The organism is Candidatus Acetatifactor stercoripullorum (assembly GCF_944382095.1).
Lineage (GTDB): Bacteria > Bacillota > Clostridia > Lachnospirales > Lachnospiraceae > Acetatifactor > Acetatifactor stercoripullorum.
On record NZ_CALWMU010000005.1, the window covers coordinates 17,257 to 40,576 of the forward strand.

Consider the following 23,320-nt stretch of genomic DNA (forward strand, 5'->3'; position numbering starts at 1 on the left):
TTTTGTTTTTTTGCCGTCAGAGGACGGGTTGGTGAGGAAGGTTTCGAACTCACCGGGGGTGGGCTGAAATGTTTCGGATGAGAAAATTTCAGCCCTTTTAGTATAGCAGGAAAAAGGAGAATGTCAAGATTTTCAGGGGGATATTATATGAGCTTATATGAGACCCGCTTTTTGCAGACGCTTTCGCAGCTGCAGGCCAATGGAAAGGGACAGCACGAGTTTTACCAGGTCTCCCGGAATAAAGGGAATTACACCGGCCGCCAAAGCCTGGGCAAAGGTGAGGGAGGCCTGATAGGAAAGCCATGCGGTGCCGAAAAGATAGCAGCAGGCTGTGCCAAGGAGCATTCCCGGAAAAAGTAATAAGATTTTATTAGAAAACCGGTCCACAAAAAAACCACAGATGAGGGCCATAAAAAGATAGCCGATGATATAACCGCCCGTTGGACCGAACAATTTCCCGGCGCCGCCGCTGAAGCCTGAGAACACAGGAAGCCCTGCAAACCCCAGAAGCATATAAATGATCACGCTGATGGTTCCCCGCTTCATGCCAAGAACGGAAACCACAAAATAGACCGCCATAGAGCCCAGAGAAATGGGGACGGGACTTATGGGGATTGCAAGGGAAATGGGGCCCAGAATACAGATTACCGCAGCCATCAGGCCCACCAGGGCCATCTGCTTTGCGTTTGGTTTCAAGGTGATGGTGGAGGTTTTTTGATTCATGATAAGTTCCTTTCAATGTAAAATTAGCTCGTCACCGTTATTTTGGTTATTACGCCCAGCTTCTGATACCAGGAGTCGAGTTCACAGTCACTCATATCAATGTTAACCAGAATAATTAATATAGGTTAACAATTAAGAATTATATAGCAGAGGCTAGCTATTGTCAAGTACCTGAAAATAGAAAGGCTGCCGCCTTGACAGGTTTTTGATTGTCAAAGCAGCAGCCTCTTGGGTATTTAAAGCTCTCCCTTTTTGTACCGTGCTACAATATTTTGAATCCTCTCGTTGGGGTTTAACAGATCGCTGATAGAGGAGTCGTGGTTTAGGGTATCGATAATGTAGGCGATGTATTTGCTCAGATCGCAGTTAATGTACCATTCCCGCTGCAGAAGCTCAGGGGTCTGATAAATCAGGTTGGTGGTCAAGACCTTATCGATAATGCCGTTTTCGTAAGCCTTGTCAAACTTGTCCAGTCCGCTGGTAAACAGGCCGAAGGTGGCAAATACAAATATTTTGCTGGCCTTGCGCTGCTTTAGGGCGGCGGCCACTTCCAAAACGCTTTCCCCGGAGGAGATCATGTCGTCTATGATAATCATGTCCTTTCCTTCCACGCTGGTGCCCAGAAATTCATGGGCCACAATGGGATTGCGTCCGTTCACCACCCGGGTGTAATCCCGGCGCTTATAGAACATTCCCATGTCGAGTCCAAGGACGTTTGCAATATAAATGGCCCGTCCCATGCCGCCCTCGTCGGGGCTGATCACCATCATGTGATCGGAATCGATCTGCAGCTCTTTTACGTTGCGCAAAAGACCCTTGATAAACTGGTAAGCAGGCTGGACGGTCTCAAAGCCGTGGAGAGGAATGGCATTCTGCACTCTGGGATCGTGGGCGTCAAAGGTGATAATATTGTCAACACCCATGCGCACAAGCTCCTGCAGCGCCAGGGCGCAGTCAAGGGATTCCCGCGAGGTACGCTTGTGCTGGCGGCTCTCGTAAAGAAAAGGCATGATTACGGTAATGCGCCGCGCCTTTCCTCCCACTGCAGCAATGATACGCTTTAAATCCTGATAGTGATCGTCCGGTGACATATGATTTTCATGGCCGCACAGAGAGTAGGTCATGGAGTAATTGCACACATCCACCAGAATATACAGATCCGTGCCTCTTACGGATTCCAGAATCATTCCCTTGGCTTCCCCTGAACCAAAACGGGGAACCTTTGCGCTTAGCAGATAGGAGTTTCTCTGATAGCCGGAAAAGGCCAGGGATTCCTTGTGCTCGCTTTCACGCTCCGCTCTCCATTTTACAAGAAATTTGTCTACTTTTTCTCCCAAGGGCCTGCAGCCCTCCAGGGGAATGATACCCAGAGAGCCAACAGGGATGGTCTCCAAATTGCGCTTTTCTTCGCGGTTTGCCATGAAATATCCTCACTTTCTATAGGTTTGGCGAATTTGCCATGCGTTTCTTATAGATTCTTATGTCAGGTCCAGTCAGCTTGCAGATCGTGTAATTACTGGTGATTCTGGAGAAAATGCGGTCTGAATAGCGGTCACGCAGCTCCTCTAAGCTGAGATTGGTGGAAATAATAGTGGCTTTTTGGCGCAGATGCCTCTCGTTCAGGCAGGAAAAAAGCTGGGAAGTGACAAACGTATTTGTCATTTCCGTGCCAAGGTCATCAATAATGATCAGATCGCAGTGATATAAATCCTGATAAAAGCCATAAAGAGATTCCTTCGCTTTTGCGTCAAAGGAATAACGTGCAAGCAGATCAAACAGCTCCGATGCGCTGAAATAGATGACAGAATATCCCTCCCCCAGCAGCTCGTTGGCAACACAGCCGGACAAAAAGCTTTTTCCTGTTCCTACTGTACCATAGAAAAAAAGATTGTGATAGTCCTGTTTGAAATTTTGTACAAAATTTCGGCAGATTTCTACTGCGGCTTCAAACCTTTTGCGGTCGTCGCCGGTGTAATATTCATAAGATAAGGTGGAAAAATTCTCTTTGGAAATCACATTCTGAATGTTGGACTGCTCATACAAAAGAGTGATCTCCTGCAGACGAAAGCAGCGGCATTTTTCCTTTCTTCCGGAAGGAGTCTCCACATAGCCGGTATCCCTGCAGAGGCTGCAATGATATATGGGCTCCAGATAATCCTCCGGAAAACCGGCGTCGGTCAGAAGCTTTTTTTTACGCAGGGAAAGCTCCTTTAGAGAGGCGTGGATATCCTCTCTCGTCTGTCCGGAACCGGAAAGCATTTCCTTCACCATGGAAACGGATAGAGCGCTTACGGAATCCTCCAGCCTGCGGTAGTCTGGAACCCTGCTGTAGACCTGCTCCCTGCGCCTGGCCGCCTCTCTGCGGCTTTGGTCCTGCTTTTGTTCATAGCCTCTCATAATAGATTCGTACTGTTGGTTGCCTAACGCCACGGATATTCTCCTTCTTGCAGAGCGTGGAAAAAGGAGGCAGGCCCCTCTGGCGGATTAATTGCTCAGAATTTCCTTTTCCAGCGCGTCAAAATCATAACTGTTTTGTGTAAACTGGTTGAATTTATTGGAAGTGGTCTTAGGAGCGCTCTTCCGTTTCTGAAACTGATCGTCTATCCTTCGGATATCCGATTTGTGGTGGACATCCGCCTGCTTCCAGCTGCTCAAAATACCTTCCGTATATTCAAAGCGGTGCTTGTCGGTTGCCAGCACCGTCCGCTGGCAGGCCTCCAGAATAATATCAAGGGTAAAGCCGTATTCCCTGATCCAGCGGGTGATATATTCTACCTCCCTGGCGGTAGGGGAAGCGCTTTTGCCAAGCTCGTTCATGATGGCATAAACGTTCTTATCATATTTGGAGGAAAACTTCTGGGCCTGCTTTGGCGTGGTGATTCCCTCCTGCGCCCAGTTTACCGCAACCTTTTCTATGTACCGGAAATCTTTTTTCCCACGGTCCACACAATACTGCAGCAGATAGTCAATTAAATCATCCGAAAAATGAAGCACATCCGTGAAAAAGAGGATGGTTTTCATCTCGGAGGGAGTCAAAGGACGGCCAATGTAGGACTCCGCAATAAAAAGAAGCTGGGCGGCCTCTTCGCTGTCCTTAAACTGCCTGAGCCTGTCCGCCGAATAAACCGGCTTTGCAAAAGGAGAAGCCCCGGCTGCGGAGGTGTCCTGTGAGGAAAGCGGAGAAGAAACAGGAGCCTGTCTGGAAAATGCACCGGGGCTTTCGTCCGATTTTTGGGTGCCGGTTCCTTTTAGCTCCCGCATATGTATGCCGGTCAGATTTTTTTCCTCATCGTAATCCAGGTCCAGAAGCTTTTGCTTCTCCCAATATTTCAATGCACGAATGACGTCCTTTTCCGTGTGATTAAACTTATCTGCAATATCGGACACACTGGTAGCCAGATTGGCGTTCAGCATACGCACAAGGTACAGGTAGACCTTCAGCTGAGCGTCGTTGGCATCCTTCATATATTCATCGATAAAGCGGTTGGACACGGCGGTAGAATCTGCATAATCGTCCTTGTAAATTGTCAATCGTGCCATAACAACAATATCCTTTCCCTTACCCGTCACTTTAAAAGCAAATCACAGTATAGCATAAGGCTTTTGAAAAAGAAATAGTCAATTTCCTGAAACCCCCGTAAACGCAGCACCCAGGGGAAAAATGTGGATAATGTGGACAATGTGGATAATTTCATTTTTCAAAAGAGAAAGTGCGGAAAACGGCACCGGAACTGTCCACAAAAAGGCGGGAGCTTATCCACAGACCAAGGGGAATGTTATCTGCCGCCCGGACTGTGGATAATGTGGACAACTACATTCCAAGAAGAGTTTCGCCTATTTTATGCACGTCTCCGGCCCCCATAGTTATCAACAGGTCTCCGGTTGTGCAATTTTCCAAAAGAAAATTTTCAATCTCATCAAAGGAGGGAAAGTAAAAGCACTCATGTCCCAGGGCTTCGATTTCCTTCTTTAATGTATCGGAGCTGATCCCCAGCGTATCTGTTTCCCGGGCTGCATAGATATCTGCCAGCACCACCTTGTCGGCAAGACACAAAGCCTGTGCAAAGTCCTTTAAAAAGGCCTTGGTGCGGGAATAGGTGTGGGGCTGAAAAACGCACCAGAGGGTGTTGTGGGAAATATTTTCAGCAGCCTTTAAGGTTGCAGTAATTTCTGTGGGATGATGTGCATAATCATCTATTATGGTGACCCCGCCAATTTTGCCCTTGTACTCAAAACGCCTGTCGGTGCCGGAGAAGGCAAGGAGAGCCTTCGCGGTAACGGCGCTGTCAATGCCAAGCAGATCAGCCAGGGCTGCAGCCGCAATGGCATTGCTTACATTGTGGTCACCGGGCACCTGAAGGCGGAATTCTCGTACGCAGCCGCCGGGGCTGTGAAGCTGAAAGGAGGGATGCCCCCATTCATCGTGTTCTATCCGGGAGGGATAGTAATCCATAGGACCACCGTCCGCGCCTGTACTGTGTGCGCCGAAGGTTATCACGCGGCAGGACAACCCCTGGATGATTTCCCCAAGACGGGGAATGTCGCCGTTTATAATCAGAGCGCCGTCTGCAGGCAAAAGCCTGGCAAAACGGTGAAAGGAGAGACGGATTTCCTCGATATCCTTAAAAAAGTCCAAATGATCTTCTTCTATATTTAATATGATTCCAATTTTTGGAAAAAAGCTTAAAAAGCTGTTGGTGTACTCACAGGCCTCCGTGACAAACAGGCCGGATTTTCCCACGCGTATATTGCCGCCTATGGTTTTGAGCATGCCGCCGATGGACAAGGTCGGGTCCTTGTCTGCACACAGGAGAATTTCGCTGATCATGGAGGTTGTGGTGGTTTTCCCGTGAGTGCCGCTGACTGCTATGGGAGTACTGTAATTTTTCATAATCTGTCCCAGAAGCTCAGCCCGGGTCAGACAGGGTATGTTCTTTTCATGTGCGGCGATGTATTCAGGATTATCTTTGTGTATGGCGCTGGTAAAGACCACGCAGTCAATGTCGTCTGTGATATTTTCCCGGCGCTGCCCGTAAAACACGGAAATGCCTCTGGCTTCCAGCGTCTGGGTCAGGGAGCTTTTTACTCTGTCGGAGCCGGACACCTGAAAACCTGCGTCGGCCAGAATTTCAGCCAGACCGCTCATGCTGATGCCGCCGATTCCGGCAAAATAAACACGGGAGGGATGCGAAAAATCTATTTGATACATGATTGCACTTCCTTTTATTTATTGTACCTATATTATATACACCTGGGACACAAAAAACAAATGGAAAACGAAAATGTTTAAAATGACGGGATAAAAAAGAACATAATACAAGTTGTATTGGAGAAAATAAACAAATAAATACAAGTAAATTTTTAAAAAATGTAAAAAATACATATTAAAAATGTAAAAAATCAAAAAATTTAAGGAATAAATATTCACTTTCTTTGGTGGATATGCTATAATAAGTCCATCAATAAATTGGTAAAAGGCTAGATAGAGGTGAGGACATGATTAAGAAAGAAATGATTGCCATGTTGTTGGCAGGCGGACAGGGCAGCCGTCTGGGAGTATTAACCTCCAAGGTCGCGAAGCCCGCCGTAGCATTCGGGGGAAAATATCGTATTATTGACTTTCCTCTTTCCAACTGTATCAACTCCGGAGTGGATACAGTGGGTGTATTGACCCAGTATCAGCCCTTGCGGCTGAACACACACATCGGAATCGGTATTCCGTGGGATCTGGACCGTAACATCGGAGGCGTGACGGTTCTGCCGCCCTATGAAAAAAGCTCCAACAGCGAGTGGTATACGGGAACGGCAAACGCCATTTATCAGAACCTGGAATACATGGAGAGCTTCAATCCTGATTATGTGCTGATTCTTTCCGGAGATCACATATACAAGATGGATTATGAGGTGATGCTGGATTTCCATAAGGCCAACGGAGCCGAGGTTACCATAGCGGTCATGCCTGTTCCCATTGAGGAGGCAAGCCGTTTCGGCATTATGATTACCGATGAAAACAAGAAGATAGTAGAGTTTGAGGAGAAGCCTGAGCATCCCAGAAGCAATCTGGCAAGCATGGGTATCTACATCTTTAACTGGAAAACCTTAAAGGAAGCGCTGATTGCCATGAATGAGCAGCCTGCTTTGGATTTCGGCAAGCATGTCATTCCCTACTGCCATGAAAAAGGAGCGCCTCTCTATGCCTTTGAATTTACCGGCTACTGGAAGGATGTTGGAACATTGAATTCCTATTGGGAAGCCAATATGGAGCTGATTGATATTGTTCCGGAATTCAACCTGTATGAAGAGTATTGGAAAATTTACACGAAGAGCGAGATCCTGCCGCCCCAGTACATTGCCGATACCAGTGTGGTGGAGAGAAGCATTATCGGAGAAGGCTCTGACATTGCAGGTGAGGTGTACAACTCCGTGATCGGATGCGGCGTTACCATCGGCAAAGGAACCGTGGTCCGGGATTCCATCATCATGAACCAGACGGTGATCGGCGAGGACTGTGAGCTGAATAAGGCTATTGTGGCGGAAAACGTGCAGATCGGCAGCCGGGTGAAGCTTGGCGTTGGGGAAGAGGCCGAAAACGAGACGGCGCCTCATATTTATAATCATGGAATTGTAACCGTGGGAGAAAAGAGTGTAATTCCAAACGATATCAGCGTGGGCAAAAATTCCGTGGTATTCGGAACCACCACGGCGGAGGATTACGAGAACTCCCGGCTGGAAAGCGGCAAAACATTGATTAAGGCAGGTGAATAGTAGTGAGAGCAATTGGAGTTATTTTAGCAGGCGGCAACAACCATAGAATGCGGGAACTGTCACAGAAAAGAGCGATCTGCGCAATGCCGATTGCAGGCAGCTACCGAAGCATCGACTTTACTTTGAGCAATATGTCCAACTCACATATCCAGAAGGTTGCAGTTTTCACGCAGTACAATGCGAGAAGCCTGAATGAGCATTTAAGCTCCTCTAAGTGGTGGGACTTTGGACGTAAACAGGGCGGGCTCTACGTTTTCACCCCGGCGGTGACGGCGGACAACAGCAACTGGTACAGAGGAACGGCGGACGCTATCTACCAAAACTTAAGCTTCTTAAAAAACAGTCATGAACCCTATGTGGTTATCTCTTCCGGAGACGGCGTTTACAAGATGGATTTCAACAAGGTGCTGGAATACCATATTGATAAAAAGGCGGATATCACGGTGGTGTGCCGGGATATGGAGCCGGGCTCGGATATAGAGCGTTTTGGCACGGTGCGCATGAATGAGGAGAGCCGCATCGAGGAGTTTGAGGAGAAGCCCTTAAAGGCAAAGACAAGCACAATCTCCTGCGGAATCTACGTGATACGCCGCAGACTTCTGATAGAAATGATCGAGAAGTGTGCGGAAGAGGACCGGTATGATTTTGTAAGGGATATCCTGATCCGCTATAAGGATATCAAGAGAATCTACGGATACAAGATGCGGGATTATTGGAGAAACATCGCGTCGGTAGAGGACTATTACAACACCAACATGGATTTTTTAAAGGCCGATGTGCGGGATTATTTCTTCAAGCAGTATCCTGATATTTATTCTAAAGTGGATGATCTGCCGCCTGCAAAGTACAATGTGGGAGCACATATCAAAAACAGCCTGATTTCCAGCGGATGTATTATCAACGGAACTGTTGAGAACTCCGTAATCTTTAAGGAAAGCTACGTGGGCAATAATTGTGTAATTAAGAACAGCATCATTTTAAATGATGTCTATATCGGGGACAACACCTACATTGAAAATTGTATCGTGGAAAGCCGGGACACCATACGCGCAAACTCTCATTATGTGGGCGAGGGTGAAATTAAGATTGTTGTGGAGCGCAATGAAAGGTATGTCATTTAGCAAAAGATTAACAGACCAGGGGGATGCCTTATGCAGATAACAGATGTTCGTGTTCGCAAAATAACAAAAGAAGGAAAAATGAAGGCTATTGTATCTATCACCTTAGACGATGAATTCGTGGTGCATGATATCAAGGTGATTGAGGGGGAAAAAGGATTGTTTATTGCAATGCCAAGTAAAAAGGCAACGGATGGAGAATATCGTGATATCGCACATCCAATCAATTCCACTACCAGGGAAGCCATTCAAAGTATTGTGATTGAGAGGTATGAAAGAGCCTTGGAGGAGCCTGACAGGGAGTATGAGTAAATAGGTATTCTGGAGAGTAAGGGGGGGCTGTGCTGCCGGCTGAAATTTGAAGCTGGCGCACAGCCTCTCCTTTTTGTGCTGCTTTTTCCAAGGCACTTGTATTTTTTGCAAAAAAATGAGACAATACCAATGCACGTAAAAATGCAGAAAGCGGGTGTATCGGTGTATATTATAGTGGGACTGGGAAATCCCGGAAAAACCTATGAAAATACAAGACATAATATTGGATTTGACGTGATAGACGTTTTGGCCGGGCAGGAAAAGATCGGCGTCCTGGAGAAGAAGCACAAGGCTGTGATCGGCAAGGGCTATGTGGAGGGACAAAAATGTATTCTGGCAAAGCCCCAGACCTTTATGAATCTGAGCGGAGACAGCGTAAAGGAGCTTGTGGATTATTACAAAGTGGATGAGACCAGTGATCTGATCGTCATATCGGATGACATCAGCCTTAAGCCGGGACAGATACGGATTCGTAAAAAGGGAAGCGCCGGGGGACATAACGGACTGAAAAACATCATTGCACGCCTGGGCACGGAAGAATTTATCCGGGTGAAAATGGGAGTGGGCGAAAAGCCAAAGGGATATGATCTGGCGGATTATGTGCTGGGACATTTTACCGATAAAGAGCGCGGCGTCATGGACAAGGCGGCGTTAAGAGCGGCAGAGGCCATACGGATGGTGATCGCCCGGGATGCGGACGCCGCTATGAATGCGTTTAATCAAAAGGCCGGAGATTTAGAGGAATCTTCGGCTGTGTGAGGTGGATGGGAGGCAGGATATGCAGGCATTACTTGCGCCGCTTGCGGAATTGGCGGAATATCAGGAGACGAAGCAGATGCTTGGGAGAGGAGCTGGCGTCATAGCTCTGACCGGGTGTGTGGATTCCCAAAAGCTTCATATGATCTATGGTTTGAGCGATGGCCTGAAGTATAAGGTCATCGTTACTTATAATGACTTAAAGGCCAGGGAAATTTATGAGGAGTACAAATTTTATGACCGGAATGCCATGCTGTATCCGGCCAAGGATCTGATATTTTTTCAGGCGGATATCCATGGCAATCAGCTGATCAGAGAGCGGATACGCACGCTGCGGCGGCTGATGGAGAAAAAGCCGGTGACCATCGTCACCACCTATGCCGCGCTTATGACGCCCCAGGTTTTTTGGGAGGAGGGCGACCGGATTTCGGTGGGGCGCGGAGGGACCCTGGATGAGGCCTGGCTTGCAGCACGTCTGGTGGAGATGGGGTATGAGAAGACCTATCAGGTGGAAAGCCCCGGTCAGTTTTCTGTCAGAGGCGGCATTGTGGACATTTTTGACCTGACAGAGGAAAATCCCTATCGAATTGAGCTGTGGGGAGACGAGGTGGAGTCCATCCGCAGCTTTGATATTTTAAGCCAGCGATCTATCGAAAAGCTGGAGGATATCTGTATTTATCCGGCTACAGAGTTTGTGCTGTCAAAGGAACGCATAAAAGAAGGTCTTTCCAGACTGGAAAAGGAAGCGCTCAGGCAGGAAAAAATTTTCCGGGACGCCCATCAGCCCGAGGCGGCTCACAGAATTGCCTCCCAGACGGCACAGCTTAGAGAGGAGCTTCTGGAAGTTCAAAACCTGGCCAACGTGGAGGGATATGTCCGCTACTTTTATGAGGATACGGTGACGCTGCCGGAGCTGCTTTTGAAAATGGTGAAGGAGCGGCCTGTCTTTTTCCTGGATGAGCCTGCCAGGCTTAAGGAGCAGGCGGACGCTGTGGAGCTGGAGTTTCGGGAGAGCATGGAGCAGAGGGCCGGGAAGGGGTATGCGCTTCCGGGCCAGATGAACATTTTGTACAGCGGCGAGCAGGTGGCGGCAGGCTTACAGAAGGGCTGCGTAGTCACAATCTCCACCATGGACGGCAGAAGCGCTTATTTCAAGCCGGAGAAGAAGCTGGATGTAAACGCCAGGAATCTGGCTCCCTATAACAACAGCTTTGAAGCCCTTGTGCGGGATTTGAAGCAGTACCGCAAAAAGGGCTATCGGGTACTGCTTTTATCAGGCTCCCGCACCAGAGCCAGGCGTCTGGCGGAGGATTTAAGAGATCAGGAGATTCCCGCCATCTATACGGAGGACCCCATGCGGGAGGTGATTCCCGGGGAGGTCATGACCTATTATGGTCATGTGAACAAGGGCTTTGAATATCCCATGCTGAAATTTGTGGTTCTTTCGGAGACGGATATTTTCGGGGCGGAAAAAAAGAAGAAAAAGAAAAAAAGGCTGTATCAGGGACAGAAGATCAATGATTTCAACGAGCTTAAGGTGGGAGACTATGTGGTTCATGAAACCCACGGTCTGGGGATTTACCGCGGTATTGAAAAAGTGGAAATGTCCAATGTGGTGAAGGATTACATCAAGATTGAGTATCGTGACGGCGGAAACCTTTACATTCTTGCAACGGGGCTTGACGTAATCCAGAAATATGCCTCAGCCGACGCCAAAAAGCCGAAGCTAAACAAGCTTGGCACCAAGGAGTGGGAGCGCACCAAGACAAAGGTAAGGGGCGCTGTGAATGAGGTGGCAAAGGATCTGGTGGAGCTTTATGCGCTGCGCCAGCAGAGCGAGGGCTATCAGTATGGAAAGGATACTGTGTGGCAGCGGGAGTTTGAGGAGATGTTCCCCTTTGAGGAGACGGAGGATCAGCTTGCGGCCATCGCGGATACTAAGGCGGATATGGAGAGCAAAAAGATTATGGACCGCCTGATCTGCGGAGATGTGGGCTACGGTAAGACTGAGATTGCCATCCGGGCCGCCTTTAAGGCGGTGCAGGAGGGAAAGCAGGTGGCCTATCTGGTGCCCACTACCATATTGGCCCAGCAGCATTATAATACCTTTGTGCAGAGAATGAAGGATTTCCCTGTCCGTATTGATCTGATGAGCCGTTTCCGGACGCCTGCAGAGCAGAAAAAGACGCTGACAGACCTGCAGAAGGGCCTGGTGGATATTGTGATCGGCACCCACAGAATTCTGTCCGAAGATGTAAAATTTAAGGACTTGGGGCTTTTGATCATCGATGAGGAGCAGCGTTTCGGGGTGGCCCACAAGGAGAAAATCAAAAAGCTGAAGGAGAATGTGGATGTGCTTACCCTGACGGCAACCCCCATTCCCAGAACCCTGCATATGAGCCTGATCGGTATCCGTGACATGAGTGTGCTGGAGGAGGCGCCGGGAGACCGGCTTCCCATACAGACCTTTTGTATGGAATACAACGAGGAGATGGTCAGGGAGGCCATTGTGCGTGAGATGGCCAGAGGAGGCCAGGTGTATTATGTCTACAACAGAGTCAACAACATTGCGGATGTGGCCGCAGCCATTGCAAAGCTGGTGCCTGAGGCAAATGTAGCCTTTGCCCACGGGCAGATGAGAGAGCATGAGCTGGAACGCATTATGGTTGACTTTATCGGCGGAGAGATTGACGTTCTGGTTTCCACCACCATCATAGAGACGGGGCTTGATATCTCTAATGTGAATACCATGATCATTCACGACTCCGACCAGCTGGGGCTGTCCCAGCTTTACCAGCTCAGAGGCCGGGTGGGGCGCTCCAACCGCACCGCTTACGCCTTTTTAATGTACAAACGGGATAAGCTTTTAAAGGAGGTGGCGGAAAAGCGGCTGGCTGCCATCAGGGAGTTTACGGATTTGGGCAGCGGTTTTAAGATCGCCATGCGTGATCTGGAAATCAGAGGGGCCGGTAATCTGTTAGGGGTGAAGCAGCATGGACACATGGAGGCTGTAGGGTATGATCTGTACTGCAAGATGCTTAACGATGCGGTAAAGAATTTAAAAGGAATATCTACTACCGCCGATTTTTCCACGGTCATCGATCTGGATGTGGACGCTTTTATTCCCCCCTCCTATATTGTCAATGAGGTGCAGAAGCTGGATATCTATAAGCGGATTGCGGGGATTGAGAATGAAAAGGAGCGGGACGACATGAAGGATGAGCTTTTAGACCGCTTTGGAGAAATTCCAAAATCCGTGGACAATCTGCTGCGCATCGCTTTGATCCGCGTGGGAGCCCATGGGCTTTCCATGACGGAGATAAAGGGGAAAAATGAAAGAATTACCTTTACCTTTCGGCCGGATGCGGGCATAAATCCTGCAGGCATTCCCGATCTTCTGAAAAAGATTGGAAAGGATTTGACCTTTACCGCATATGGGAATCCCTTTTTTACCTACAAATATAAGAGGACAGGGCTTGTGGAAACCGACGCGGAGCTTCTCTTGGAAAAAACGGAAAAGCTGCTGGAAGAAATGAAAGTCCTGCTTGATTGAGTACGGATTATAGGACTCAAAATATGATACCTTCTTTTCAGAACAAGAAAACACAGATTCTGAAAGGAAGGTATTATAATGAAAGGATACGTTACAGCAAGCGGATACATGGGATACGTGGCGGGAAGCTACATTTTGTTTGCCAGCGAGCAGGAGTATAGAGAATACGTGGAAGAAAACTAAGGCCGGACAAACCGCAGTGTTAATTTTTTAACTACTGCCCCATATCTTTACCTTGCGCCGGAGAATGTGATATAGTTAATATGAAAATGCAGAGCGAATCTGCACGGAATAGCACAAGGGAGGATTTGGAAAATGAAGAGAGAATTTGATCTGCTTTCTCTGGGAGAAATTATGCTGAGGCTGTCTCCGCCTGACAATGAGAGACTGACCAGGGGAGATACCTTCAGCAAGCAGGCCGGGGGAGCGGAGCTGAATGCCATTACCGGTGCGGCTATGCTGGGGCTTCGGTGCGGAATTATCTCCAAGCTGCCTGCAAACGATCTCGGTATGTATATTAAGAACCGTGTGCGTCTCTGCGGAGTCAGCGACGATTATCTGGTATATGACGATGACAAGGACGCGCGTCTGGGTGTCTATTATTACGAGAACGGAGCATATCCCCGCAAGCCCCGTATTGTTTACGACAGGAAAAATACCTCTGTCAATAAAATTTCCATAGACGATTACGATGAGAAGCTGTTTTCTGCGGCCCGCTGCTTTCACACCAGCGGAATTACCCTGGCTCTCGGCGCCCAGTGCAGGGAGACGGCCATCGAAATGATGAAGCGCTTTAAGGCCCAGGGGGCGGTGATCTCCTTTGATGTGAATTTCAGGGGGAATCTGTGGACCGGGGCGGAGGCGAAGGAATGTATTGAATCCATCCTTCCCTATGTGGATATTTTCTTCTGCTCTGAGGATACGGCCCGTCTGACCTTCTTAAAGGAGGGGGACGCAAAAAGCATTATGAAGAGCTTTACAAAAGAGTACCCCATCTCCATCGTGGCCTCCACCCAGCGTATTGTGCACAGCCCCAAGCGTCATACCTTTGGCTCCATCATTTACAGCGCAAAGGATGACACCTATTATGAGGAGGCTCCTTACTCGGATATTGAGGTGGTGGACCGCATCGGAAGCGGCGACGCTTACATATCCGGCGTTCTCTATGGCCTTCTGGCCCATGAGGGCCAGTATCAGAAGGCGCTGGAGTACGGCAATGCCATCAGCGCACTGAAAAACACCATTCCCGGAGACCTTTTGTGTACGGATTTAAAGGAGATCGAGGGTATTATCAAGGAGCACAAGTCCACAGGCCGCATTGCCGAAATGGATCGATAATGCACCGTCATGCTTTGGGCACGGCCACATACCAGTCGTAGAACTGTGTCAGGGTAAAGTCCTCTTCAAAGACGGGTACATCGGTATAATAAATGATGTAGATGCTGTGGCTGTTTATGGCGTCATAGTTGATACGGGTGTTCACATGGATGCCGTGGGTTTCAAAGGAAGCGGGAGCGGGGGGCGTATCGTACACCACATTCTCCAGATATTCTGAGGGCAGTGTATTTGTGTAGAGCAAAAGCCGGGGCCATTGAGCGCCCTTCTCGACTGTAATGGTGTCAATGCCCTTTTCCTCACACTGCTCTAAGGCGTAAGCCACACATTCCTCTATGCCAATGGCAAAATAAGCGTTCACGGTATCTTTATAGTCAGTATAATAGTCTCGCTGGAACAAAACCAGACAGACCAGGTAAAGGGCGGCGACGGCTGAGGTGAAAACCCGGCCGATGACTGCCCTTTTCTTCAGCAGAAATGCTGCGGTATTCCAAAGTCCGTAGGCTTCGCACAGAACCAGAGGAATAAACAGGGCGTTGACCTGGTGGAGTCTGGCGGTGACTAACAGGCACACAATGCCGCCGCCCAAAAGCTGGACGAACAGAAAATATTCCCATGCGAATTCTCTGCGCAGAAAGGACTTTACAAGCTTTACCAGCAGCAGAACCGCACCGACTGCTATAAAAATTCTTCCGATATCGTAAAAGAGTCCCCAGGGAAGCAGGATATCGTAGGGGCTGCCTGTGTTCTGGAACAGCAAAAGGCGCAGGGCAGTCTTTAGGTTGCTCCACATCTCGCTGGGGAGAAGGGCGATTTCGGAACCCCTGTAGCCGCTGGCCCTTGGGATGGTCAGAAAGGGAAGGGTAACTTCAGGAATGAGACCGGAGTTTACCATCACATAAAGCAGAAGGGGCAGGGCCATCAAAAACAAAAGCAGCGCAGACAAAAGCCCCCATTTGTCGATGGAAAGCCTTTTATGGCGCAGGCTGTATACAATCTGCAAAAGCAGCATGATGGGCACAATGGGCCAGATCACTGCATAGCAGTATAGGCTCAGGCCATAGAAAAAGGCGGACACAAGAAGGAAGGGCTTTTTGTCCAGGCCTTTGATAAAAAAGGTCAGTCCAAAAATCAGAAAGCCGGGAGCCAGATTGGCATCCAGGCCCCATCTGGACATCATAATATGCCAGGGGCATATGGCCAGAGAAAAAAGAGCCCATAATCCGGCATTTTTTCCAAACATCCGCTTGATCAGCCAGTAGACGCTCCACAGGGTGAAAACGGAAACGGCTGCCTGTGGAAGCCTGGCCAGGAAAAGATTGAAGCTTCCGCCGTTTAAGGCAAAGAGGGGAATCAAAAGCCAGGAATAGAGGGCGCTCTGTCCGTCACCCCAGTCGGACAAATAAACGGGCATAACTCTTCCGGCTGTATCTGTGCCCTCATGCAAAAGGCCCAGTGCGTTTAAAACAGAAAAGCTTTCATCCTGATGGATGCCGCCAGGCACAACGCCTAAGCAGGCAAAGCGCAAAAGGGCACCAAGCCCTATGAGAATGAGTGGCAAAAGTCTATAGAGCAAAATGGAATAATTTGCTTTTTTCTGATTCATAATCGTCCTCCGGATGCAGATTTTATTTATTCATTATACTACAAAACCTGGCAAGCGAAAGAATAATATTTCTTCATTTACAGATAATAGTTGCAGAGCAAATTTTTACTAATCAATACTATTAGAGTAAATGGAGGTTTATTTTTATATGAAAGCTACGGGAATCGTCAGGCGGATTGATGACTTGGGCAGAATTGTGATTCCAAAGGAAATTCGCAGAACACTGCATATCAGGGAGAGCGATCCCCTGGAGATTTTTACAGACAGAGAGGGCCAGATTATTTTAAAAAAGTATTCGCCCATTGGAGAGATGTCCACCTTTGCAAAACAGTATGCGGAAAGCCTGGCCCAGGTATCGGGGCATGCGGCGCTGATTGCAGACAGGGATCAGTTTATTGCGGCGGCAGGCGGCTATAAGCAGCTTGTGGGAAAGAGCCTTGGCAGACAGCTGGAGGAGAAGGTCAACCACCGCGAAATGCTGGTGGCGTCAAGAGGCGACAGAAATTTTATCGGTATTTGCGATGAGGCGGGCGAGGAGTATCAGCATCAGGCAATCGCTCCCATTATCTGTGAGGGAGATGTGATTGGAAGCGTGATGCTTTTGGAAAATGACAACAAGGGGAAGATGGGAGAGGTGGAACAAAAGCTTGTGCTTTCAGCTGCCGGCTTTCTGGGCAGGCAGATGGAGCAGTAAGCAGATAAAAGATAAAACGGCAAATAAAGCAGCAAGTAATAGCAGCAGTTATTTCCGGCAAAATCTGCCTGTGCCGGGATGGCTGCTGCTTTTATATAAAATAATAAAATTTTAGGTTTTTTATATTTTTTTTGTAAGTTTTCCCTTTGACTTTCAGTTGCATAAAATAATTGCTATAATGATTGATACAGAAACGAATTCTCAGAGACAGAGGTAAAATATGGTCAGGGTATTGATTGTAGATGATGAATACATCATGAGACAGGGTCTGAAGTACATGATTGACTGGGAGCAGGAAGGCTATGAGATTGTGGGAGAGGCTACCAATGGAAATGAAGCGTTGAAACTGATTGATGCCTTGCAGCCCCATATCATTATCTGTGATATTGTTATGCCTCTGATGGATGGCGTTGATTTTTCTGAGGTGCTGCATAAAATGTATCCGCAGATTCAGATCATTATACTGAGCGGATATGACAACTTTGAATATGTCAAGCGCACGCTGATGAACGGAGCGGCAGATTATATTTTAAAGCCTGCGTTGAATCAGGATGAATTGATCAGGATTCTGCATAAGGTGTCGGAACGGATTCCCGGCTATAAGCTGCAGGCGAACAGGGGAAGCATCAGCTATGAAAGAATCATAGAAAGATATCTTCTGGGTCATGACAAGGAGCTGAATCTGGAAGAGCTTTCCCATTGCTTTACACTGCCCTATTTTCGAATATATGCCGTGAATATAAAGATCACAAATGAAAATGGCTGGGATATGTCGGATATTCTCTATAAAAAGGTAGAAAGAGAGCTCCTTGGATTTGAGAACGTACAGAAAGTCAGGGTTATGCTGCGGGAAGAAATGCTGTGCATCATTTTTTGCTATGAGCTGTCTGCCCAAAAAAGCCTGCTTCAGATGGTGGAAAAGATGAATGGACAGCTGGCAGTTTTATGTGATCGTATTTTGGGGGTTTACAGCAGATCTTTTGCAAGGCTTGATGAACTGTATGAGGTTTATCAGAAAGATATCATGAAAAATGTAGACAAGGCCTTTTACTATCAGGGAACGAATTTTCTGGCCGTGGACGGCACAAGGGAGCGCTCTGGCAATACGGAAACGGTAAAATTTGATTTTTTCAGGTACAATCAGCTCTTATCAGGAAAGCAGTATGGAGAAGCCTTATATCTGCTGCAGAAGTACAATGACGCTGCCCTTGATGTGCAGATGGATGTATATGGTTTAAAGAACCAGATAAAAAACATGATATATCATTATATGGACTTTTTGCAGCTTTCCGATGAGGAAAAGGATAATTACCGATACGAATGCTTTAAGAAAATTAATCAGGCGGCATATGAGGGGGATTACCGACAGGCTATGGAGACGGTTTTAAACGGGCTGAGGGAAATGTCAGGACGAAGCGCCGTTTCCAATGATGAGAGAATAGAAAAAATGCTGCAGTACATATCCAGAAACTATCAGGAGGATTTAAAATTAGAAGATTTGGCAGAAGAGTTTAATTTCAATTACCATTATCTGTCGGCGTATTTCAATCAGCAGATGAAGGAGGGCTTCAGCGACTACTTAAATCGTCTGAGGATAGAAAAGGCCTGCAGACTGCTGGAGGAAAGCGATCTTTCGATTTCTCAGGTGAGCAGCGAGGTGGGATATTCAGAGCACAGCTATTTCTGCCGGGTATTTAAGAGGGTCACAGGAAAAACTCCATCCTTATGGAGAAGGAGCCGCTATTATGAAGAAAAATTTTAAGAACTGTGCCAACAGCTTTCAGGGCCGCATCGTATTCATGGTTATGCTGGGAATTTTTTTGATTGCGGTAACCGTAAGCACAGTAGTGCTTGCCATGTCTCAGGATGCTTTTACAGAAACTTATGGAAAATCCCAGGAAAAGGTGTTTGAGCAGGTGGAAAAGGAATTAAACGATCTTCATGAGAGTCTGCAGGATATGATGAGTGCGATTGATTCCAGCTGGGCGTTTCGTCTCTATCTGAATGGGGAGGAGGATTTGGACAATGTGCAGACCTTTCAGAATATCTATCAGATGGAAAAGGATTTGGAGCAAAAGAAACCCGCGGATATGGAGCGTCCCAGCATTCTGGTGCTTGGCATGAACGGAAAGCATTATTTATCCAGGACAGAAACCATTTCCATGAGCGATGCAGATATTCTGCAAAGTGATATTGTCAGGCTGACCATAGAGGAACCGGAAAGAATGCACTATACCTTTTCTCACGGCGCATTTACCGCCACAGCGATGGATTCCGATGTGATTATTGTGTCAAAGGCATTGTATTTTCAGGAAAGTAAGGAAATATATGCAGTGGTTCTCCTTACATTGACCCTGGATGACATGAAAAAATATTACGACTATTTTACAACGGATTATACCTCCTTGTACTTGGTGGACAGCCAGGGGATTGTAATATGCTCAGATGACAGGAAAGCAGTGGGATCCAGGCTGGAAACACAGTGGTACCGTCAGGCTGAAGATAGGGGGCAGAATCGATTTGTTGTGAACACAGATGAGGGAAATTATACTGTTATGCACCGGGAGCTATCTTATTTAGACTGCAGCTTGTACGGAGTGACGGATAATAATCTGGCGCTGGACCAGCTGTATAATATGCCCTTGCTTGTAATGATATGTGTGTGCATCGGTATATTGATTCTGACGGTCTGCCTAATCTTTACGCGCCAGACCATCAGACCCTTGTCAAAGCTGGTGCAGAAAATGTCCATGATCCGGAAAGGAAATTTTGCGGAGTATATGACGGTGGAAGGGACGAATGAGGTGCAGGAGCTGGCCGCCACCTACAATTATATGCTGGATGATATAAAGAACTATATAGAAGAACTTTTAAAAACCCAGAAGGAGCAAAGGAAATCAGAAATCAAAGCGCTGCAGATGCAGATTAACCCACATTATATCTATAATACCCTGGCCAGCATCAAATGGCTGGTATACCAGAATAATACGGAAAAAACCATTCAAATGATAGACGCGTTCATTAGTCTGCTGCGAAATACAATCAGTAATGCAGATGAGTTTATCACCATTTCTCAGGAAGTAGAAAATCTGAAAAATTATATTTTGATCAATCACACCAGATACGGGGAGGCGGTCAAGGTGGAATTTTATGTGTCGCAAAACTGTTATGACTGTCTGATTCCCAAGATGATTTTGCAGCCCTTTATTGAAAATTCCTTTTTTCATGCCTTTCCCTCGGGAAGAATAGGAACCATACAAATTCTCATGGGACAAAAGGGGAAGGATCTGGAAATCTGTATTGAAGATGACGGAATTGGGATGGATCAGAATAAGGCAGAGCAGGTAGTGAGGCAGGAAACAAAAAAAGAACATTTTTCCGGAATCGGAATTCACAATGTACAGGACAGGCTCAGGCTTTTATATGGCGGAGACTACGGCATCAGAATTGAAAGCATAAAACAGGCGGGGACCAAGGTTGTCATTACTCTGCCGGTCAGAAGACAGGAGGCGTAAAAGCGGAAGCGTAAAGGGCGCTGTCTGCATGAATGGAGTGAAAAAGATGAAGAGGATACATAAACTTGTCTTGCTTTGGATATCTGTATGGATGTTTTCTCTGTCAGGATGCGGCGGTGAAGCGGCGCCCCGGGAACAGGAAAGCAAAGCCCAGGAAATCGTTATCTGGGCCTGGGACGATACCTTTAATATAAAAGCGGCACGGATGGCGGCAGCAGAATACCAAAAAGAGAATGAGGACGTACAGATTCTGATAGAGACTAAGGAAAGGGAGGAAATCCTTGCACAGACCCAGAATATTTTGTCAGCCGGACTATATGAAAATCTGCCGGATATCATTATGATTGAGGACTATGATGTTCAGCAGGTGTTGGTGCTGTATGAGGATGAATTTGTGGATTTGACGGATGAGATTGACTATGACAAATTTGCAGATTTCAAGGTGAAGCTGTGCTCCAGAAATGGCCGGATGTATGGAATTCCCTTTGACAGCGGAACCGCCGCTCTTTTTTACAGGATAGATATTATAAAAAAGGCAGGATATACCGAAGCGGATATGCAGGATTTGACCTGGGATGAGTATATGGAAATTGGGAGGAACGTTTATGCGGAAACGGGAATTCCCATGCTTACATTAGACCCCACGGATTTCCCTCTGGTGCGGCTTATTATGCAGAGCAATGGAAGCTGGTATGTAAAGCAGGACGGCCGCACTGTAGATGTTCAAGAAAATGAAGCATTAAAACAGTCTCTGGAGATTTACCGGGAACTGCTGTCATGTAATATCGGAAAAAGCGTAAATGGATGGAATGAATTCATATCGGCCTTTCAAAAGGGGGAGGTCGCCACTGTTTTAAGCGGCGGATGGATTATTTCCAGTATTAAGGAAAATCAGGAACAAGCGGGATTGTGGCGGGTGGCGCCGATTCCCATTGTAGCGCAGAATGAGAATGCGGCTGCCGCCTCTAACGTGGGCGGCAGTGCTTGGTACATACTAAAAAACTCTCGAAACAGTCAGGCGGCCACGGAGTTTATGGTTTCTATGTTTGGTGAAAATGATGAATTTACAGACAGGCTGATCAGCGAGATCGGCATTGTGCCGGCAGTAAAGAATCCCTCTGTTTTTACCAACTATGAAGCGGAGGACCCTTTCTTTGGGAATCAGCAGGTGACAAAACTGCTTACAGGGATGGCCGATGAAATCCAAACGGTAAATTACGGCAGTAAAACCTATGAAATTGAAGATATTTTAGAGGAAGAATTTCAGGAGGCCCTGATTGACGGAAATTTGGAGCAATGCCTGCAGAAGGTGCAGATGAAGGCGGAAGCAGTGGTGAGAGAATAAGTCTCATCACTGCTTTTCCTAATTATTTGAAAAAAAATAAAAAAAGTGCAAATCAAATTGTTTGTTTCCTAAATTCTGAAAAAAAAGTACAAAGATATTTCTACTTGAAACGCTCCCGCCAATGCTAGAATAAGACTACAAAAGCAAAAACATATATATGGGAGGTTTATTTTATGAAGACAAAAATCATCACAGCGCTTTTAACGGCTGCTATGGCGGTATCTTTCGCAGCCTGCGGCCAGACAGAAGAAACCACTTCTTCCGGTGAAGCAGCGCAGCAGAGTACGCAGGTGTCGGAGAGCGGCTCACAGGAAGGGGCGGAAGCCACGCAGGAGCAGACCTTGACGGTGTGGTGCTGGGATTCCTTTAACGTGGACGCCATGAAGACGGCGGGAGAGATTTATGAAGCGGATCATCCGGGTGTAAAAATCGATGTGGTAGAGACTGTTTCAAGCGATATCCAGACTCTGGTACAGACCTATGCCATGAGCGGAGAACTGAACGCTCTTCCGGATATTTTCTTAATGGACGATCAGGTATTTGCAAAGTATCTGCAGAATTATCCCGAGGTATTTGCAGACCTGACAGATTCGGGAATTAATTTTTCTGATTTCGCGGCCTCTAAGGTGGCGAATTCGGTAAGCGGCGGAAGAAATTACGGTGTGCCCTATGACAGCAACACAGTAATCGCATGCTACAGAACAGACTATCTGGAACAGGCAGGCTATACCATTGATGACCTGACTGATATCACTTGGGATGAGTTTATTGCGATCGGTGAGGATGTGCTGGCCAAGACCGGTATGCCTATGCTTACCAATGTACAGGGAGAACCGGATCTTTTGAATATGATTCTGCAGTCCGCCGGCATTTCTGTTTTTGACGAGCAGGGGAATATTGCCCTTGTGGACAATGACGGCTTAAAATATGCCATGAACATATATATGGAATTGGTTCAAAAAGGAATTCTTCAGGAACAGACGGACTGGTCGGGCTATCAGGGCTCTATTAATAACGGAACTGTAGTGGGAACCATTAATGGCTCCTGGATTTGTGCGACGATCATGTCTACCGATCAGGCAGAGCAGGAAGGCAACTGGGCCGTAACCAATATGCCTAAGCTAAATGATTATGATGGGGCAGCCAATTATTCTGCACAGGGCGGCTCTACATGGGCGATTTCCTCAACATGCAGCAACTACGATCTGGCAGTTGACTTTTTTAACACCACATGGGCAGGAAGCACTGAATTTTATGACAGGATATTGACAGACCTGGGCGCTATTGCAACCTATCTTCCGGCTGCGGACAGTGAGGCCTATAATCAAACCTCCGATTACTTTGGCGGGGAGGCGATTTACTCCAAGATTGTATCATACGGCAGCATGATTCCTACAGTGAACAAGGGAATTTACTGGTCGGAGGAAAAGGAAGCATTGGGTGTGGCTCTTGCGAATGTACTTGGCGGAACCACCGATTTAGATTCTGCGATTGCCGAAGCACAGGCCACTGTGGAATTCAATATTGGACAGTAGGATTGACCGATTACTATCCGAAGGATTGAAGGCTTTGGCAATCCTTCGGATATTTTTTGGAGA

17 protein-coding genes are annotated in these 23,320 nt (G+C 47.2%); 11 read left to right on the plus strand and 6 right to left on the minus strand.

Annotated elements, in window-relative coordinates; genetic code table 11:
• Nucleotides 1-153 precede the first annotated feature (153 nt).
• The 5 genes from SHK35_RS02445 to murC form a co-directional block, all read right to left on the minus strand.
• On the minus strand, nt 154-723 hold the full coding sequence (locus SHK35_RS02445) for a biotin transporter BioY (protein WP_318708401.1): 570 nt from the start codon (nt 721-723) through the stop codon (nt 154-156).
• A gap of 236 nt (nt 724-959) precedes the next feature.
• Nucleotides 960-2,144: a ribose-phosphate pyrophosphokinase gene (locus SHK35_RS02450; RefSeq protein WP_318703602.1), complete on the minus strand. Its 1,185-nt coding sequence runs from the start codon at nt 2,142-2,144 to the stop codon at nt 960-962.
• A gap of 16 nt (nt 2,145-2,160) precedes the next feature.
• Nucleotides 2,161-3,153 carry an ATP-binding protein gene (locus SHK35_RS02455; protein ID WP_318708402.1) on the minus strand — a complete coding sequence of 331 codons (993 nt, stop codon included), beginning with the start codon at nt 3,151-3,153 and terminating at the stop codon, nt 2,161-2,163.
• Between the two features lie 54 nt (nt 3,154-3,207).
• Entirely contained in the window at nt 3,208-4,263 is a 1,056-nt protein-coding gene (locus tag SHK35_RS02460; protein WP_318708403.1) for a DnaD domain protein, read from the minus strand.
• A gap of 271 nt (nt 4,264-4,534) precedes the next feature.
• Nucleotides 4,535-5,932, minus strand: coding sequence for a UDP-N-acetylmuramate--L-alanine ligase (gene murC, locus SHK35_RS02465; protein WP_318708404.1), 1,398 nt, complete (start codon nt 5,930-5,932; stop codon nt 4,535-4,537).
• A 287-nt stretch (nt 5,933-6,219) separates the two neighbouring features.
• On the opposite strand from murC, the gene SHK35_RS02470 reads away from it, so the two are divergent.
• From SHK35_RS02470 to SHK35_RS02495, 6 genes are all read left to right on the plus strand, one after another.
• Nucleotides 6,220-7,488, plus strand: coding sequence for a glucose-1-phosphate adenylyltransferase (locus SHK35_RS02470; protein ID WP_318703610.1), 1,269 nt, complete (start codon nt 6,220-6,222; stop codon nt 7,486-7,488).
• A 2-nt stretch (nt 7,489-7,490) separates the two neighbouring features.
• Nucleotides 7,491-8,609, plus strand: coding sequence for a glucose-1-phosphate adenylyltransferase subunit GlgD (gene glgD, locus SHK35_RS02475; protein ID WP_318703612.1), 1,119 nt, complete (start codon nt 7,491-7,493; stop codon nt 8,607-8,609).
• 30 nt (nt 8,610-8,639) lie between these two features.
• The gene (gene spoVG, locus SHK35_RS02480; protein ID WP_318703613.1) at nt 8,640-8,918 is read left to right on the plus strand and encodes a septation regulator SpoVG; all 279 of its coding nucleotides are present in this window, start codon (nt 8,640-8,642) and stop codon (nt 8,916-8,918) included.
• Between the two features lie 162 nt (nt 8,919-9,080).
• On the plus strand, nt 9,081-9,677 hold the full coding sequence (pth, locus tag SHK35_RS02485) for an aminoacyl-tRNA hydrolase (RefSeq protein ID WP_318708455.1): 597 nt from the start codon (nt 9,081-9,083) through the stop codon (nt 9,675-9,677).
• Nucleotides 9,678-9,696: 19 nt separating this feature from the next.
• Nucleotides 9,697-13,227, plus strand: coding sequence for a transcription-repair coupling factor (mfd, locus tag SHK35_RS02490; protein ID WP_318703616.1), 3,531 nt, complete (start codon nt 9,697-9,699; stop codon nt 13,225-13,227).
• Nucleotides 13,228-13,542: 315 nt separating this feature from the next.
• Nucleotides 13,543-14,565, plus strand: a complete 1,023-nt coding sequence (locus tag SHK35_RS02495; protein WP_318703618.1) for a sugar kinase — start codon at nt 13,543-13,545, stop codon at nt 14,563-14,565.
• A 7-nt stretch (nt 14,566-14,572) separates the two neighbouring features.
• Here SHK35_RS02495 and SHK35_RS02500 read toward each other — a convergent pair whose 3' ends face one another.
• A complete protein-coding gene (locus SHK35_RS02500; protein WP_318703620.1) occupies nt 14,573-16,168 on the minus strand; it encodes an ArnT family glycosyltransferase in 1,596 nt (531 codons plus the stop codon).
• Nucleotides 16,169-16,316: 148 nt separating this feature from the next.
• Here SHK35_RS02500 and SHK35_RS02505 point away from each other — a divergent pair, with 148 nt between their 5' ends.
• The 5 genes from SHK35_RS02505 (at nt 16,317) to SHK35_RS02525 (ending at nt 23,257) form a co-directional block, all read left to right on the plus strand.
• Entirely contained in the window at nt 16,317-16,862 is a 546-nt protein-coding gene (locus tag SHK35_RS02505) for a stage V sporulation T C-terminal domain-containing protein (protein ID WP_318703622.1), read from the plus strand.
• 220 nt (nt 16,863-17,082) lie between these two features.
• Nucleotides 17,083-18,624 carry a response regulator transcription factor gene (locus SHK35_RS02510; RefSeq protein WP_318703624.1) on the plus strand — a complete coding sequence of 514 codons (1,542 nt, stop codon included), beginning with the start codon at nt 17,083-17,085 and terminating at the stop codon, nt 18,622-18,624.
• Entirely contained in the window at nt 18,608-20,377 is a 1,770-nt protein-coding gene (locus SHK35_RS02515) for a sensor histidine kinase (RefSeq protein WP_318708405.1), read from the plus strand. Before SHK35_RS02510 ends, SHK35_RS02515 begins: the two co-directional genes overlap by 17 nt.
• Before the next feature lie 46 nt (nt 20,378-20,423).
• Nucleotides 20,424-21,722, plus strand: coding sequence for an ABC transporter substrate-binding protein (locus SHK35_RS02520; protein WP_318708406.1), 1,299 nt, complete (start codon nt 20,424-20,426; stop codon nt 21,720-21,722).
• 173 nt (nt 21,723-21,895) lie between these two features.
• Nucleotides 21,896-23,257, plus strand: a complete 1,362-nt coding sequence (locus SHK35_RS02525) for an ABC transporter substrate-binding protein (protein ID WP_318708407.1) — start codon at nt 21,896-21,898, stop codon at nt 23,255-23,257.
• The last annotated feature ends 63 nt before the right edge of the window (nt 23,258-23,320 follow it).